Below are 14,543 nucleotides of genomic sequence, written 5' to 3'. Positions count from 1 at the left end.
TTATGATCGAAGTAAGAGAAAAAATTGATGTAGCAATTATCGGAGCCGGTCACGCCGGTTGTGAAGCAGCACTTGCATGTGCAAGACTAGGGCTAGAGACTGTTATGTTTACAATGAGTGCTGACAATATTGCTTTTATGCCTTGTAATCCACATATCGGTGGATCATCTAAAGGACATCTTGTCAGAGAGATCGATGCTCTTGGCGGAGAGATGGGAAAGAACATTGATAAGACTTTCCTTCAGTCCAAGATGCTGAACACCTCTAAGGGTCCGGCTGTACATTCACTCAGATGTCAGGCTGATAAGATGGAATATTCCAAAGCTATGAGAAAAGTTTTGGAGGAGCAAGAACACCTTTACATCAAGCAGGCAGAAGTTACTGAACTTCTTTTTGAAGATACTGATGATGAGGAACTTAAGAAAGAAGGATACACAAAAGTAATAACCGGTGTAAAGATCTTTTCCGGAATTGTCTATGAGGCCAAAGCTGTAATCATCTGTACCGGAACTTATCTTAAGAGCAGATGTCTTACAGGTGAAGCGATTACTTACAGTGGTCCTAATGGTCTTTTACCATCTAACTATTTATCTGATTCTCTTATTAAAGCAGGTATTGAACTTAGAAGATTTAAGACAGGAACTCCTGCCAGAATGGATGGCAATTCAATTGACTATTCCAAGATGAGTGAGCAGTTTGGAGATACTCCTGTTATCCCTTTCTCATTTGATACAGATCCTGCTGATGTGCAGAGACCTCAGGTTTCATGCTATCTCACATATACAAATGAAAAAACACATGAAATAATACGAAATAACATAGATAGATCACCTATATATGCAGGCATCATAGAAGGTGTCGGCCCAAGATATTGTCCATCTATAGAAGATAAGGTTGTCAAGTTCCCTGACCATGACAGACATCATGTATTTGTTGAGCCGGAAGGAACTTATACCAATGAAGTGTATATTGATGGCATGAGTTCTTCACTTCCTGAAGATGTTCAGATTGCAATGTATAGAACAGTTCCGGGTCTTGAGAATTGTAAGATTGTAAAGTCTGCTTATGCAATTGAGTATGATTGCCTTTGTCCCGGACAACTTCATCCTACACTTGAGATTAAAAATGTAAGAGGTCTCTTTAGTGCCGGACAGGTTAACGGAAGTAGCGGTTATGAAGAAGCTGCTGCTCAGGGACTTTATGCCGGAATAAATGCTTCGATGCAGATTCTCGGAAAAGAGTATCTGACCATCGACAGGTCTGAAGGATATATTGGTGTTCTTGTAGATGACCTTGTTACAAAGGAAAACTTTGAACCATACAGAATGATGACTTCCCGTGCTGAGTACAGATTGTTGCTCAGACAGGACAATGCTGATATTCGTCTCAGAGGAAAAGGTCATGAAGTAGGACTTATAAGCGATGAAAAATATGAAAAGCTTCTTAAGAAAGAGGAGATGATAAACGCTGAAGTCAAGAGATTGAAAGAGACAACAGTCGGAGCTAACGCAAGGATTCAGGAGTTCATGGAGAAGTGTGGAAGCTCATCACTTAAGACTGCAACATCTCTTGCTGAACTTATATGCAGACCGGAGCTTAATTATGATCTGATTGCTGAAATAGATCCTGACAGAAAAGAGCTTCCGACAGATGTAATTGAACAGGTTGAGATTACCATCAGATATGAAGGATACATAGAAAGACAGCAGAGACAGGTTGATCAGTTCAGAAAGCTTGAAAAGAAATTGATACCTGCGGATATTAATTATGATGATGTATCCAGCTTAAGGTTAGAGGCCAGACAAAAACTTGAAAAGTTCAGACCAACTAATATTGGTCAGGCTTCCAGAATCGGTGGAGTTAATCCTGCCGATGTTTCAGTGCTGATCATATACCTTGATTCACTTCATAGAGGTACAGAGAATGACAAATGATTACAGTCAGATGATAAAGGATTTTTCTTCCTTTGATATTGAACTTACAGATAAACAGCTTGATCAGTTTGACCAGTATTATCAACTGCTTATTAAATGGAATGAGGTTATGAACCTTACAGCTATAACAGAGTTTAACGACGTATGTAAGTTACACTTTGTTGATAGTATTTCAGGAAGTAAGTATTTTGATTTTTCAAAGAAGGATTATTCACTGGTAGATATTGGAACCGGAGCCGGCTTTCCCGGAATTCCACTTAAGATAGTTTTTCCTGATCTGCACATTACCCTTTTGGATTCTCTTAATAAGAGACTCAATTTCCTTAATGAAGTAATAGATCAGCTTGGACTTAATGAGAGAGGATCAATCGAGACTCTTCATGGTAGAGCAGAAGATTATTGTCTTGCTAAGGAAGGTTCACTGAGGGAGACTTTTGACATTGCTGTTTCAAGAGCTGTAGCTAATATGGCAACTCTTTCTGAGTATTGTCTTCCATATGTTAAGGTTGGCGGATCCTTCATTGCATACAAGAGTGAGAAAGCTCAGGAAGAACTTAAGAATGCAAAAGGAGCTATTCACTTACTTGGTGGTAAACTTGTAGCTGCTGAAGAATTTCTTTTACCGGATTCAGATGTTAGTAGGACAATATGTATTGTTGAGAAGAAGGAGAATACTTCTAAGAAATATCCAAGAAAAGCTGGAGTACCTTCGAAGCAGCCATTACAGTAAACACAAATACTAGTATTCTAATCTTATAGTTTCACGTGAAACATTCAAACGAGGTACAATTCTCATCACAAAAAATTGTTTCACGTGAAACATTTTTATACTAGATATTGTGTTGTTTCACGTGAAACATTAATACAGATGGATATTGTTCTGTAAATAGAGACAATTTCAGACACAAGATATAGTTTATAGTCAAAAAGTTTACATGTTGTGCTCTATAAATAAGAAATTGTGTTACAATCAATATAGCGTTTTGAAAAAGGTGGAGGAATAATGGGAAGAGTTATAGCTATTGCGAACCAAAAAGGTGGCGTTGGTAAAACCACCACTTCTATTAACTTATCTGCTGCACTTGGTGAAGCAGGAAAGAAAGTCCTGGTAATCGATACCGATCCCCAGGGAAATACAACCAGTGGACTTGGTCTTGATAAGAACGAGTTGGAAAACACTATCTACGAATTACTCATAGGTGAGATTACAACTGACGAAGCTATTACAAAAGAAGTAGCTAAGAATGTTGATATCATACCATCTAATGTAGATCTTGCAGCGGTAGAGATAGAACTTATCGATGCCGAAGACAAGGAATTCATTCTTAGAAATGCAATCAGTAATGTAAAAGATAATTATGATTTTATCATAATAGATTGTCCGCCATCTCTTAGTATGCTGACAATCAATGCTATGACAACTGCCAACACAGTATTGGTTCCAATCCAGTGTGAGTATTATGCACTCGAGGGACTTAGTCAGTTGGTTCGCACAGTAAATCTTGTGAAAGACAGACTTAATCCTGAGCTTGAGATGGAAGGTGTAGTATTTACCATGTTCGATTCCAGAACAAATCTTTCTCTTCAGGTAGTTGAGAATGTTAAGGATCACATTGAGGAGAACGTCTATAAGACAATCATCCCAAGAAATATCAGACTTGCTGAAGCTCCCAGTTATGGTATGCCAATAAATCAGTACGAACCAAAGTCAGCCGGAGCTGAGGCATACAGACTTCTTGCCAAGGAAGTTATCGCTAGAAAATTTGATTAATAAGTTTTGGAGGAAAGACATGGCACCAAAGAATGCAAAGAGAGGACTTGGCAAGGGACTGGATGCAATGATCCCGGCTAAGGTTACTCCAAAGAAAGAAGATAAAAATACAGCAGCTCAGCCTGAGGGAGCAGTAGTTACCCTCAAGACAACAGAGCTCGAACCAAACAGAAATCAGCCAAGAAAGACATTTGATGAAGATAAGATTCTTGAGCTTGCAGACTCTATTAAACAGCATGGAGTTATTACTCCATTACTTGTTACTAAGAGAGGTGACAGCTTCCTTATCGTAGCAGGTGAGAGAAGATGGAGAGCAGCTAAGAAAGCAGGACTTAAAGAAGTACCTGTCGTAATTAAAGATTTAACTGATGAGGAAATCGCTGAGCTTGCAATTATTGAGAACTTACAGCGTGAAGACATCAATTCTATTGAAGAGGCATTTGCTTTTAAGCAGCTCATCGAACAGTATTCTTATACTCAGGATCAGGTAGCTGAAAAGATCTCTAAGAGTAGAGTATATGTTACTAACTCTCTCAGACTTTTGAAGCTGACAGAAAAAGTTCAGGAAATGGTAATTCAGGAGCTGCTTACTGCAGGACATGCGAGAGCTCTTTTAGCAATTACAGATCCTAATCAGCAGGAAGAAGTTGCGCAGCAGGTATTCGACGGAAACCTTAGTGTAAGAGAAACAGAAAAGCTTGTAAAGAATCTTGGTAAGACACCTAAGAAGAAAGCATCTTCTAAGTCTAATCCAAGCATCGATGCAGTTTATGCAGAAGTTTCCGAGAAGTGCAAACAGGCACTTGGAACCAAGGTCGAAGTTACATCCAAGGGAGATGGTGTAGGACTTATACAGATTGAGTTCTATAACAACGATGACCTCGAGAAGATCATCGATAGAATCTGCAGAGAATAAAACTTATTTGGGGGAAATATGAACAGCAATATTTTTAATGCTATAGGGCTAGGCGCATTGGATCCGGGAATTCTTTTTCTGGTTTTGATTCTTCTGGTAATTGTTCTTATTGTACTGGTTATTCTTCAGGGGAAGAAATTCAAAAAGCTGGAAAGAAAATACAATAAGTTCATGCAGGGAAAAGAAGCTGACTCACTAGAAGATGAGATCATAGGTCTTTTCCATGATAACAGACTCATTAGAAGTGAGAACGAGAAGAACCGAAAAGATATTATTGATATCAACAGAAGAATGGCAAGAACCTTCCAGAAGGTTGGACTTCATAAGTATGATGCATTCAATCAGAGCGGAGGAAAGCTAAGCTTTGCACTTTGCCTTTTGGATGAAAGCGACAATGGAGTTCTTCTTAACTCGGTTCATAGCACAGACGGATTAAACTATTCTTATTCAAAAGATATAAAAGCCGGAATCGCTGACGTGGAACTTAGCGGTGAAGAAAAGAAAGCTCTTGATATGGCACTTGATAGTGTAAACAGAAGATAAGAATTACAAAATATAATTGCATAAAATATATTTAAGTGGAGGAGATCACAAATGATCGACATTAAATTTTTAAGAGAGAATCCTGACGTAGTTAGGGAGAACATCAAGAAGAAATTCCAGGATGAGAAGCTTCCTCTTGTTGATGAGGTTATTGCACTTGACGAGCAGAGAAGAACCAATCAGCAGGAAGCAGATGAGATAAGAGCTCACAGAAACAAGATCTCAAAAGAGATCGGTGGACTTATGGCTCAGGGCAAGAAGGACGAAGCTATGGCACTTAAGGATGAAGTTGCCAAGGAAGCTAAGCGTCTTGAAGAGCTTGAGGCTAAGCAGAAAGAGCTTGATGAGCAGGTAACAAATAAGATGATGATCATTCCTCAGATCATCGATGAGTCAGTTCCTATCGGTAAGGATGATTCACAGAACGTTGAGATCCAGAAGTATGGTGATCCGTTTGTTCCTGATTTTGAGATTCCATACCACACTGATATTATGGAGAGCTTTAACGGAATCGATCTTGATGCTGCAAGAAGAGTAGCAGGAAATGGTTTCTACTATCTCATGGGTGACATCGCAAGACTTCACTCAGCAGTTATCAGCTATGCAAGAGACTTCATGATCGACAGAGGTTTCACTTACTGTGTTCCTCCTTTCATGATCCACGGAAATGTTGTTGCAGGTGTTATGAGCTTCCCTGAGATGGAGGCCATGATGTATAAGATTGAAGGTGAGGATCTTTACCTCATCGGAACCAGTGAGCATTCAATGATCGGTAAGTTCATAGATCAGATTATTCCTGAAGATCAGATGCCTATGGCTCTTACCAGCTATTCACCTTGCTTTAGAAAAGAGAAAGGTGCACACGGTATCGAGGAGAGAGGTGTTTACAGAATCCATCAGTTTGAGAAGCAGGAGATGGTAGTTATCTGTAAGCCCGAGGATTCAAAGACCTGGTATGACAAGCTTTGGCAGAACACAGTTGATCTGTTCAGATCACTGGATATTCCTGTCAGAACTCTTGAGTGCTGTTCAGGAGACCTTGCAGATCTTAAGTGCAAGAGCTGCGACGTAGAAGCATGGTCACCAAGACAGAAGAAGTACTTCGAGGTTGGAAGCTGCTCAAATCTTGGCGATGCTCAGGCAAGAAGACTTCGTATCAGAATCAAGGGCAAGGATGGAAATTATCTTGCTCATACACTTAACAATACAGTTGTTGCTCCTCCAAGAATGCTCATCGCATTCCTTGAGAACAACCTTCAGGCTGACGGAACAGTTAAGATTCCTGAGGTTCTTCGTCCTTACATGGGTGGCAAGGAAGTTCTTGTTCCCAATGCTAAGGCATGAGATCAATGTAATCGGAAATGAGGTAAAATCTTTTTGCACAAGTTTTTAAGAGCTGTTGGTTTTTCAAAAATTAAAGATAGAAAAGAACTGACTGCGCTTATCACGAGTTCTATTCAGAATGCTCAGAAGAGGTCCTATGTGACCAATAATGAGAACGTGATCCTGGCGGAGTTTGCCAGGGACTTTGCTGACAGGATCGGAGTAGCAGTATGCGGTGAATTTGATGATGAAGATAAGTTCATCTACGAGTACTACTACCCGTACCTTATTCCATCTGCTGTAAGTACCGAAGAAGATATCAATATTGAGAGACATGCAGCCACATATTCATACGCAGGAGTCTGCAATGAACCAAGGCTTGGCGTGACACTTATTTTCTATCTTCAGAACATGGTTCCTTACATCAAGTATGAGAACGAAAACAAGTTTCCTATCAAGGGGACTACACTTTCTCTTTCAGCTCTTTCAATCAAGGGTCAGATCATGATGCCGATTGCAAAGACCGAAGAAGAGAAAGAGGTCGCAAAGAAAAAACTAAACTACAGAAATAAACTTATAAACAATGCAAGACGAGGGGACGAAACAGCCATTGAGTCCCTGACTCTTGATGACATGGATCTTTACACGACCCTTTCCAAGAAGATCAGGAAGCAGGATATCTACAGCCTGGTTGATACTTACTTTATGCCCTATGGTGTTGAGTGCGATCAGTATTCTGTTTTGGGAGAGGTGGTCGATAGTCAGAAGGTCATCAATCGTTTTACGGATGAAGCTGTCTACATTATGAGGATCCTTTGCAACGAGATTGAGTTTGACGTATGCATCAACGAGGCAGACCTTCTCGGAGAGCCGGCTGTAGGCAGAAGATTTAAAGGAAATATCTGGATGCAGGGAATGATAAACTATCCGGATAATTAAAAAAGAAAAAAGGAGGTAGTTATGGCAACACCACACAATCAAGCAGAAAAAGGCGATTTCGCCAAGACCGTTCTTATGCCCGGGGATCCACTCAGGGCGAAATTTATTGCAGAGAACTTCCTTACAGATATTAAGTGCGTAAATGAAGTAAGAGGAATGCTGGGCTTTACCGGTAAGTACGAGGGAAAAGAGGTGTCTGTAATGGGACACGGAATGGGAATTCCTTCAATCGGTATCTATACCTATGAGCTCTTTAACTTCTACGATGTAGACAACATCATCAGAGTCGGCAGCGCAGGCGGACTTCAGGACGATGTAAATGTTATGGATATCATCTTTGCTCAGGGAGCACATACAGATTCCAATTACGGATTCCAGTTCGGACTTCCGGGAACATTCGCTCCTACTTGCAGCTACAACATTCTTGAGAAGGCAGTTGCTATCGCTAAGGAGAAAGGCGTTAAGTATCACGTAGGTGATGTTCTTTCTTCAGATGCATTCTACAAGAAGTGCAATGAAAGTGAGCTCTACAGAAACATGGGCGCTCTTGCAGTAGAGATGGAGACACCTGCTCTTTATATGAACGCAGCAGAAGCGGGGAAAAATGCTCTTACAATCCTTACATGTTCTGATCATCTCTTCAAGACAGAAGAGCTTACAGCAAAAGAGCGTGAGACCGGATTTACAGATATGATGGAGATTGCTCTTAAGACTGCAATTCAGCTCTGATCAGACAAATATGGAGTTAAAAAAATTAAGAAGTCCTGACCTTTTGGTCAAGGACTTCTTTTTATGCGCCGGACAAAAAAAGGTACTATATATTTCTTTTCGTGTATATGATAACGTCATATTAAGAACATCTGTTACAATTAATGTGAAGAATAATAAAGGAGTATGTCAATGAAAAAGAATATACGTACCGTTTTACTTGGAGAGCTTATACTTTTCCTTGTAGTATTTTTTATCAGTACCCTCGGAACAGACTTTGGTTTTTCTGCTGTAGCTTGGTTTCTTGATGTGCCGTCGCTGATTCTCGTTTTGCTTATTCTGATCCCCGGCCTCATTATCATGGGTGAGTGGAAAGATTTTTTGAAGTCATTCTCGGTAGGGATAAAAGATTACAGACTTCTTGAACTTAAAAATATTATAGAAGCAGTAGGAGCTGCTCAGAAACTTACTATTTTTGGAGCTCTTTTTGCAATCATAACCTCAGCAATAATCCTTATGGGACATTTATCTGAACCTGAGACCTTTGGACCAAGCCTTGCTGTCTGCTTCCTGTCAGGTTTTTATGCAGTTATAATTGAGTTTTTCCTTCTGCCGCTTAAGTTAAATGCCGAGCGTAAGATGAATGAAGAGATGGACATGGAAGATGAATGATCCCGGAATTACTAAGGAGCAATATCTTAATATAGCTCGTAAATTCGGATTTACAAAAAGAGAGCTTGAACTCGGATACCTTAAAGTGTCGGGGTTTTCAAACCATAGAATTGCTTATATGCTTGGGATTTCTGAACAGACAGTAAAGAATCATTTCACTCACATTTATGAAAAGGCGTGGGTTCCCGGAAGAAAGGAATTCCAAGAGTTGTTTACACAGGATGGATAGTGATCATGAAGAGATCAGTTAAAAGAGCTATCATAATAATCTTAATTGTAAATGTCATCCTGATAGCTGCTGCTATTTGCGGAAAAATACTAAGCAGATTTGTTTACGAAGACCATCTTGATGAGCCTTTGATCACAGTTGATGATACCGAGATAACTTTAAGAGAGTTTGGCTATTACATATATGAAATAGAAGAGTTTGTCCAGAACCAGGCTCTTTTGTATGATCCTGAGAATCCAAAGCACTGGTGGAATACCCACTTTTCAGCCGGCATGGATTCTCAGTTTGTTTGCGATTATGCCAAGAAGGTGGCAGTAAACACTTGTATATCTGATGAGATTTATTTTAAAAGAGCTCTTTTAGAAGGAGTCGTATTAAGTAGCGCGGAAGAAAAACAAGCTATGGTCGAAGCAAAGATGATCCTAAGTAGTATGACTGGGGATCAGCTTGAAAGGACAGGGCTGGATGAAAGCATCCTCACTAATATGAGGATAAAACAGGCTCTTGCAAAAAAGTACTCCGACAATCTGGCAAAAACTCAGAGCTTTACCGTATACAGCGATGAGCCGGAAAAACTTGTTAACTGGGACGGAGCGTACTATCAGGAAAAAATACTGCCTGAACATACAGTAAAGACCAATGATAAAGTTCTTAATAGAATAACGCTGGGAAAAATAACAGTGAATTATGAGTAATTCTATTAGAATGTGTTAGAATTATTTCATGAAAACAAGAGAAGAAGCATTAAAATACGGATTATCTTTTCCGGATACTTATCAGGAAGCGCCCTTCCATGATCCTAACTGGCAGCTGGTGCGATATAAGTATAATAAAAAAGCATTCCTGTGGACTTATGAACGAGAGGACTTTATAAATCTCAATGTGAAGGTTGATCCCGAGACGGCTTTTTTCTGGAGAAAGGCTTACAGCTCAGTTATCCCCGGATACCATCAGAATAAGGAGCATTGGAATACAATCATCCTCGATGGAAGTATCCCGGATAAAGACATAAAGATCATGATTGCTGAGAGCTACGACCTGATAGCAGACTCTCCAACCAAGAGAATTTATGATGCTGTTGCGAGAATCCCAAAAGGCTGCGTTGCAACTTATGCCCAGGTTGCGGAAGAAGCCGGGGATAGAAAGATGGCAAGAGCCGTAGGAAATGCTCTTCACAAAAACCCTGACCCAAGCACAATTCCCTGCCATCGTGTAGTAAATTCAAAAGGCGAACTTGCCGGCAACTATGCATTTGGCGGAGCCTGGAAGCAGGGAGAAATCCTGCAATCTGAAGGCGTCGAAGTCAAAGACGGAGTTGTTGATCTGAAAAAATATCAATGGAAAAAATAAGAAGAACCCGGAAGCTGTCTGATCAGCATCCGGGTTTTATTTAGTCCATCTCATCTCTTGTAATATTCCTTGCCCACTTGTGACTGTAGAAGTGCTTAAGTACCCAGGGCCATTTCACAAACTCATCAGTGCATAGCAGGAAGAACACTACTTTTACCGGGAGCTTAAAGACAAAGGCTGCAAGGAGTCCCAGTGGTACAGCGTAGCACCACATGTCTATGGTGTCGCAGATAAATCCGAATTTGCTATCACCCCCTGCTCTGAAGATACCGGCGATAAGGCAGGTATTTACTGCAGTTCCCATGATGTAGTAGGTGCTGATAAGGAGCATGAACTTCAGATAATCAAGAGCCTGTGGAGTGAGGGAAGCGTGGGTAAGGGCAAAGGGCATTACGAGAGCAACAACTATTCCGCCTAAGATTCCTGCCAGGATAGTCAGGCGAAAGAGCGTGTGTGCTGCCTTTATGCCTTCATCTCTTTGGCCGCTTCCAAGGATCTGACCTACTATGATGCCTGTAGCAGAAGCCATTCCGAAGCAGAAGACTGTTCCGAGGTTTCGCACGACATTTGTAATGGAATAGGCTGCAACCATATCATTTCCAAGGTGACCGATTATCACGGAGTACATGGAAAAAGCCAGTGACCAGGACAGGTCATTTCCTATAGCCGGCAGAGCCATGGAAAAGAAATCCTTCTCCAAAAGCCTGTGTCTTTCAAACATGGGCTTTAGTGACAGCTTCACTTCGGCACCGGATATAGAAACTACGATGCAGAATATTAGCTGTATCAGGCGGCTCAATGTAGTTGCGATGGCAACACCGATAACACCAAGCTTTGGTGCACCAAGAAGTCCGAAGATAAACACAGCGTTTAAGCAGACATTAACTATTAGTGCAGTAGTTTCAATAACTGTACTTGTTCCGACTCTTCCGATACATCGTAGGATGGCCATGTACACTGCACTTATGGCCCAGAACAACAGGCCCGGTGCGATGAAGCGAAGATACCTGGCACCAAGTTCTATAAGTACCGGATCTGAAGTGTAGATGTACATCAGCTTCTGAGGTATCGTCATGCAGAAAAATGCACCCAGGGCAGCAACCGACAAGGAGAATTTCAGTCCGATTCCCTCGATCTTTTCAATAGTCACAAGATCGCCTTTGCCATAATACTGGGCTGCCAGCATCGCTATTCCTGTACCTATCCCGTAGAGGAGCATAAACAGAATTCCCACAAGAGAGTTTGCAAGGGACACGGCACTTATGGCATCCTGGCCAACATAGTTAAGCATCAGTACATCCGCGCTGTTAACGGATGCGTCGATGATATTCTGAAATATGATGGGCAGAGCAACTACCCATATTTTCCTGTATAAAGATTCTTTGTTATTCACTTTTTATTATCTTTCCGTCTTGAATCAAAAGCTTTTCAGTAGCAACATGTTCCACGAAAGTCTTATCGTGGGAAACGAAGATAAGAGTTCCCTCATATTCCATAAGTAGCTTTTCCAGTGCTTCAATTGATGGGATATCAAGGTAGTTGGTGGGCTCATCCAGTATCAGGAAATTAACATCCGACACAAAGAGCATTGCAAAGGACAGCTTCATCCTTTCGCCGCCGGATAAGTCCGATGCCTTCTTTTGGATATCTCTTTCTGTTAAAAGAAGTCTCGCAAGAATTATACGTGCGATGCTTTCCTTCTGGATACTGACATCCCTGACATTTTCAAGGACCGTTTTGTCCATATCGATCTGGCTCATGTTCTGCCTTGCGTAGCCGATCTTGGCACCCGGGACAACATAGATGCCTTCTCTCTTATTGATGAGTTCAATAAGCGTTGTTTTTCCTGCGCCGTTATCTCCGACAAGAGCTACCTTAGCTCCATTTTTAATTATAAAGTCTGCATCATCAAAAATCAGCTTTTCATCATATCCAAAGGAAAGGTGCTCTCCTCTTATGACAATAGGATTTCTCGGAGGATTGGTGAGGCGAAAGTCAGGACGGGCAACCGGCTCTTCCTTGGGCTTTTCCTTAATCTCCATGTGCTCGATTCTCTTGAGTACGTTCTCTGCACTCTTTTCAAGACTGCGTGCCTTATCCTCGGGCTTTCTGTTTCCGCAAAGAGCAATGGCTTTAGCCTCGCTGGAAGTCAGATTCTTTGGCTTTTTCACAACGCTTTTTGCCTTGGCTTTTTTCTGAAGATAAACACCCTGGAGTCTTTTCTTCTCGGCCTGGTAATTCTCATACTCCGCATACTGGCTCTTTTTCAAAAGAGCTTTCTGCTCAAGATAGTCATCGTAGTTACCGTCAAAGAAATTCAGCTCCCCGAAGGAAACTTCTACAATCCGGTCACAGACTGCGTTTAAGAGTGCTCTGTCATGGCTTATCAGAACCAGAGTCTCGATTTCGGAAAGTCTCTTTTTCAGAAGTTCGACCCCTGAGCTGTCCAGGTTAGAGGTTGGCTCATCGAGAAAGGCGACAGCTCTTTGACTGGAAAAGAGCTGTGAAAGCCTTATCCTTGTATTCTCGCCGCCGCTGACATTCTCCTGCCAGAGCTGATCTGATACGCCGAGTTTACCGGCTTCTGAGTAGTCGGCATCGTCATAGCTTAGCCCGTCACCAAACTGCTCAAAATAAAAGGGAGTACAGTACTGGGAAACCTTGCCTCGTGTGGGCTCAATGCTTCCGGATAATACCTTGAGCAAAGTGGTTTTACCTGCACCGTTTATTCCGACAAGCCCGACCTTCTCGCCTTCGTAGAGGTAGAACCTCTCAAAGTTGAGAACTGTCTGCTCGCCGTAAGTTACTTCTATATTTTCTGCTTCAATCAGTAGTTTTTTAGACATTAACGCCTCCTTTCGAAGGATTACATATTTCTGTTGTAGATCTTTTTAACGTGTTCTCTGTTTCCGCCGATGATCAGGATGGCAGCAACAACACTGGCAAGTTCAAACAGCAGCAGAACTGCTCGTTGATCCATAACCAGTGTAAGAGACCCGGCAAGAAGTTCGGCGATAAGTGAGCCTGAAGTTGAAAGCACCTGGAATGCGCCGTTGAACCTTCCTTTGTTTTCATCGGGAACATAGCTCTGTGTGGAAGAAATCCTTATGGTATAGCTCGTAACTCCACCGACGCCCACGAAGAAGCTCAGTATCATCGCAACACGTAATGGGGTATAGAGATAGAGCCCTTCAAATATTCCGATCATGATGTAAACAAAAAGCGCGATATAAAACTTATTGCCGGCATCAAGCTTTTTCTTGTAATGGAAAGCGCCGCCCAGAGCCCTTCCCACAAAGCTCATACCGAATACCAGCATGAACAGATACTCGCCGTTTTCAAAATTCCCCTTAAAGTAGGGAAGGCAGATTACATTTGATGCGCCTCCTGCCATGGAACTGAACAGGAAATAAATAGCAATCGCCATAAGACCTTTTTCGGAAAAGAGATATCTAAAGCCTTCCTTAATGTCGACAAGGACGCGGGAGACTTTTGAAAGATCTTCACCTTCAATGCTTTTCTTTTGTTTCTCAATGTATTTTTCTTCAGCTCTGATCCGGGTTTCCAGCGTTGCGGCAACTAAAAAGCAGACAGCGTTGATCATAAGAAGTGGTCCCATACCAAAGAGCTTATAGAAAAAGGTCGCTACCGGTACCATGAATATCGCAAATGTTTCAAGGACGCTGGCGATGGAATATGCCTTTGAATAATTTCCCTCTGATATAAGCAGCGGATAAAAGCTGTCGTAAGCAACCATGTAGATACTGTTTACTGATCCTACAGTTAAACTAAACAGCGCAAAGAGCGGGAAATTAAACCATCCGTGGGAGAGCAGTATTCCAAGTAGCAGATATAAGCCGCCCATCATAAAGTCCAGAGTGTAGATCATCTTTTTTCTCGAGAACCTGTCCAGTATTGCGCCTGAAATGATAGGAACGATGAGCTGCGGAACAGTGTAGGTCATAAGGTAGATCGCGTAGAGCATTGTGGATCCGGTGTAATCCAGCACCATAAGGCTTAGTGCAAATCCTGCCATGCTGTTTCCCAGCATGGAGACTACGCTGCCCACGGTTATTATTGTGAAGTCCCTTGTCCACAGGGGCTTTCTTATTTCTAAATCATTCGAATCTGTCTTTTCCATGATGTCCTCCTAAGTAA

15 protein-coding genes are annotated in these 14,543 nt (G+C 41.5%); 12 read left to right on the top strand and 3 right to left on the bottom strand.

Features of this window, described 5'->3' with window-relative positions; genetic code table 11:
- The first annotated feature begins 2 nt into the window (after positions 1-2).
- The 12 genes from mnmG to G589_RS0105690 all read left to right on the top strand — a co-directional run bounded on the left by mnmG (position 3) and on the right by G589_RS0105690 (position 10,385).
- Positions 3-1,934, top strand: a complete 1,932-nt coding sequence (gene mnmG, locus G589_RS0105745; RefSeq protein WP_026521417.1) for a tRNA uridine-5-carboxymethylaminomethyl(34) synthesis enzyme MnmG — start codon at positions 3-5, stop codon at positions 1,932-1,934.
- The gene (gene rsmG, locus G589_RS0105740) at positions 1,924-2,664 is read left to right on the top strand and encodes a 16S rRNA (guanine(527)-N(7))-methyltransferase RsmG (RefSeq protein ID WP_026521416.1); all 741 of its coding nucleotides are present in this window, start codon (positions 1,924-1,926) and stop codon (positions 2,662-2,664) included. The genes mnmG and rsmG overlap by 11 nt, the downstream gene beginning before the upstream one ends.
- A gap of 273 nt (positions 2,665-2,937) precedes the next feature.
- Positions 2,938-3,705 carry a ParA family protein gene (locus tag G589_RS0105735; RefSeq protein ID WP_026521415.1) on the top strand — a complete coding sequence of 256 codons (768 nt, stop codon included), beginning with the start codon at positions 2,938-2,940 and terminating at the stop codon, positions 3,703-3,705.
- 19 nt (positions 3,706-3,724) lie between these two features.
- Positions 3,725-4,621, top strand: coding sequence for a ParB/RepB/Spo0J family partition protein (locus G589_RS0105730; protein WP_026521414.1), 897 nt, complete (start codon positions 3,725-3,727; stop codon positions 4,619-4,621).
- Positions 4,622-4,639: 18 nt separating this feature from the next.
- Entirely contained in the window at positions 4,640-5,164 is a 525-nt protein-coding gene (locus tag G589_RS0105725; RefSeq protein WP_026521413.1) for a DUF4446 family protein, read from the top strand.
- A 51-nt stretch (positions 5,165-5,215) separates the two neighbouring features.
- Positions 5,216-6,508 carry a serine--tRNA ligase gene (serS, locus tag G589_RS0105720; protein ID WP_026521412.1) on the top strand — a complete coding sequence of 431 codons (1,293 nt, stop codon included), beginning with the start codon at positions 5,216-5,218 and terminating at the stop codon, positions 6,506-6,508.
- A gap of 33 nt (positions 6,509-6,541) precedes the next feature.
- Positions 6,542-7,426: a DUF3881 family protein gene (locus G589_RS0105715; RefSeq protein ID WP_022769274.1), complete on the top strand. Its 885-nt coding sequence runs from the start codon at positions 6,542-6,544 to the stop codon at positions 7,424-7,426.
- 21 nt (positions 7,427-7,447) lie between these two features.
- Complete coding sequence (gene deoD / locus G589_RS0105710; protein WP_026521411.1) at positions 7,448-8,155, top strand: purine-nucleoside phosphorylase; 708 nt, start codon at positions 7,448-7,450, stop codon at positions 8,153-8,155.
- Between the two features lie 171 nt (positions 8,156-8,326).
- On the top strand, positions 8,327-8,806 hold the full coding sequence (locus tag G589_RS0105705; RefSeq protein ID WP_026521410.1) for a hypothetical protein: 480 nt from the start codon (positions 8,327-8,329) through the stop codon (positions 8,804-8,806).
- A complete protein-coding gene (locus G589_RS22480) occupies positions 8,778-9,035 on the top strand; it encodes a helix-turn-helix transcriptional regulator (RefSeq protein ID WP_079484333.1) in 258 nt (85 codons plus the stop codon). Before G589_RS0105705 ends, G589_RS22480 begins: the two co-directional genes overlap by 29 nt.
- A 5-nt stretch (positions 9,036-9,040) precedes the next feature.
- Positions 9,041-9,730, top strand: coding sequence for a hypothetical protein (locus G589_RS0105695; protein WP_026521409.1), 690 nt, complete (start codon positions 9,041-9,043; stop codon positions 9,728-9,730).
- Positions 9,731-9,758: 28 nt separating this feature from the next.
- Entirely contained in the window at positions 9,759-10,385 is a 627-nt protein-coding gene (locus G589_RS0105690) for a methylated-DNA--[protein]-cysteine S-methyltransferase (RefSeq protein WP_026521408.1), read from the top strand.
- Positions 10,386-10,425: 40 nt separating this feature from the next.
- On the opposite strand, the gene G589_RS0105685 is transcribed toward G589_RS0105690, so the two are convergent.
- The 3 genes from G589_RS0105685 to G589_RS0105675 are packed head-to-tail and all read right to left on the bottom strand — an operon-like array spanning position 10,426 to position 14,526.
- The gene (locus G589_RS0105685; protein WP_026521407.1) at positions 10,426-11,778 is read right to left on the bottom strand and encodes an MATE family efflux transporter; all 1,353 of its coding nucleotides are present in this window, start codon (positions 11,776-11,778) and stop codon (positions 10,426-10,428) included.
- A complete protein-coding gene (abc-f, locus tag G589_RS18990; protein WP_051192202.1) occupies positions 11,771-13,231 on the bottom strand; it encodes a ribosomal protection-like ABC-F family protein in 1,461 nt (486 codons plus the stop codon). The genes G589_RS0105685 and abc-f overlap by 8 nt, the downstream gene beginning before the upstream one ends.
- Positions 13,232-13,251: 20 nt before the next feature.
- Positions 13,252-14,526, bottom strand: coding sequence for an MFS transporter (locus G589_RS0105675; protein WP_026521406.1), 1,275 nt, complete (start codon positions 14,524-14,526; stop codon positions 13,252-13,254).
- Positions 14,527-14,543: the final 17 nt, after the last annotated feature.

Origin of the sequence: Butyrivibrio sp. VCB2001, assembly GCF_000423965.1 — a bacterium.
In the GTDB taxonomy this organism is placed as follows: Bacteria; Bacillota; Clostridia; order Lachnospirales; family Lachnospiraceae; genus Butyrivibrio.
Note: the sequence above shows the minus strand (reverse complement) of the source record. Positions and strands in the feature narration are given on the sequence as shown.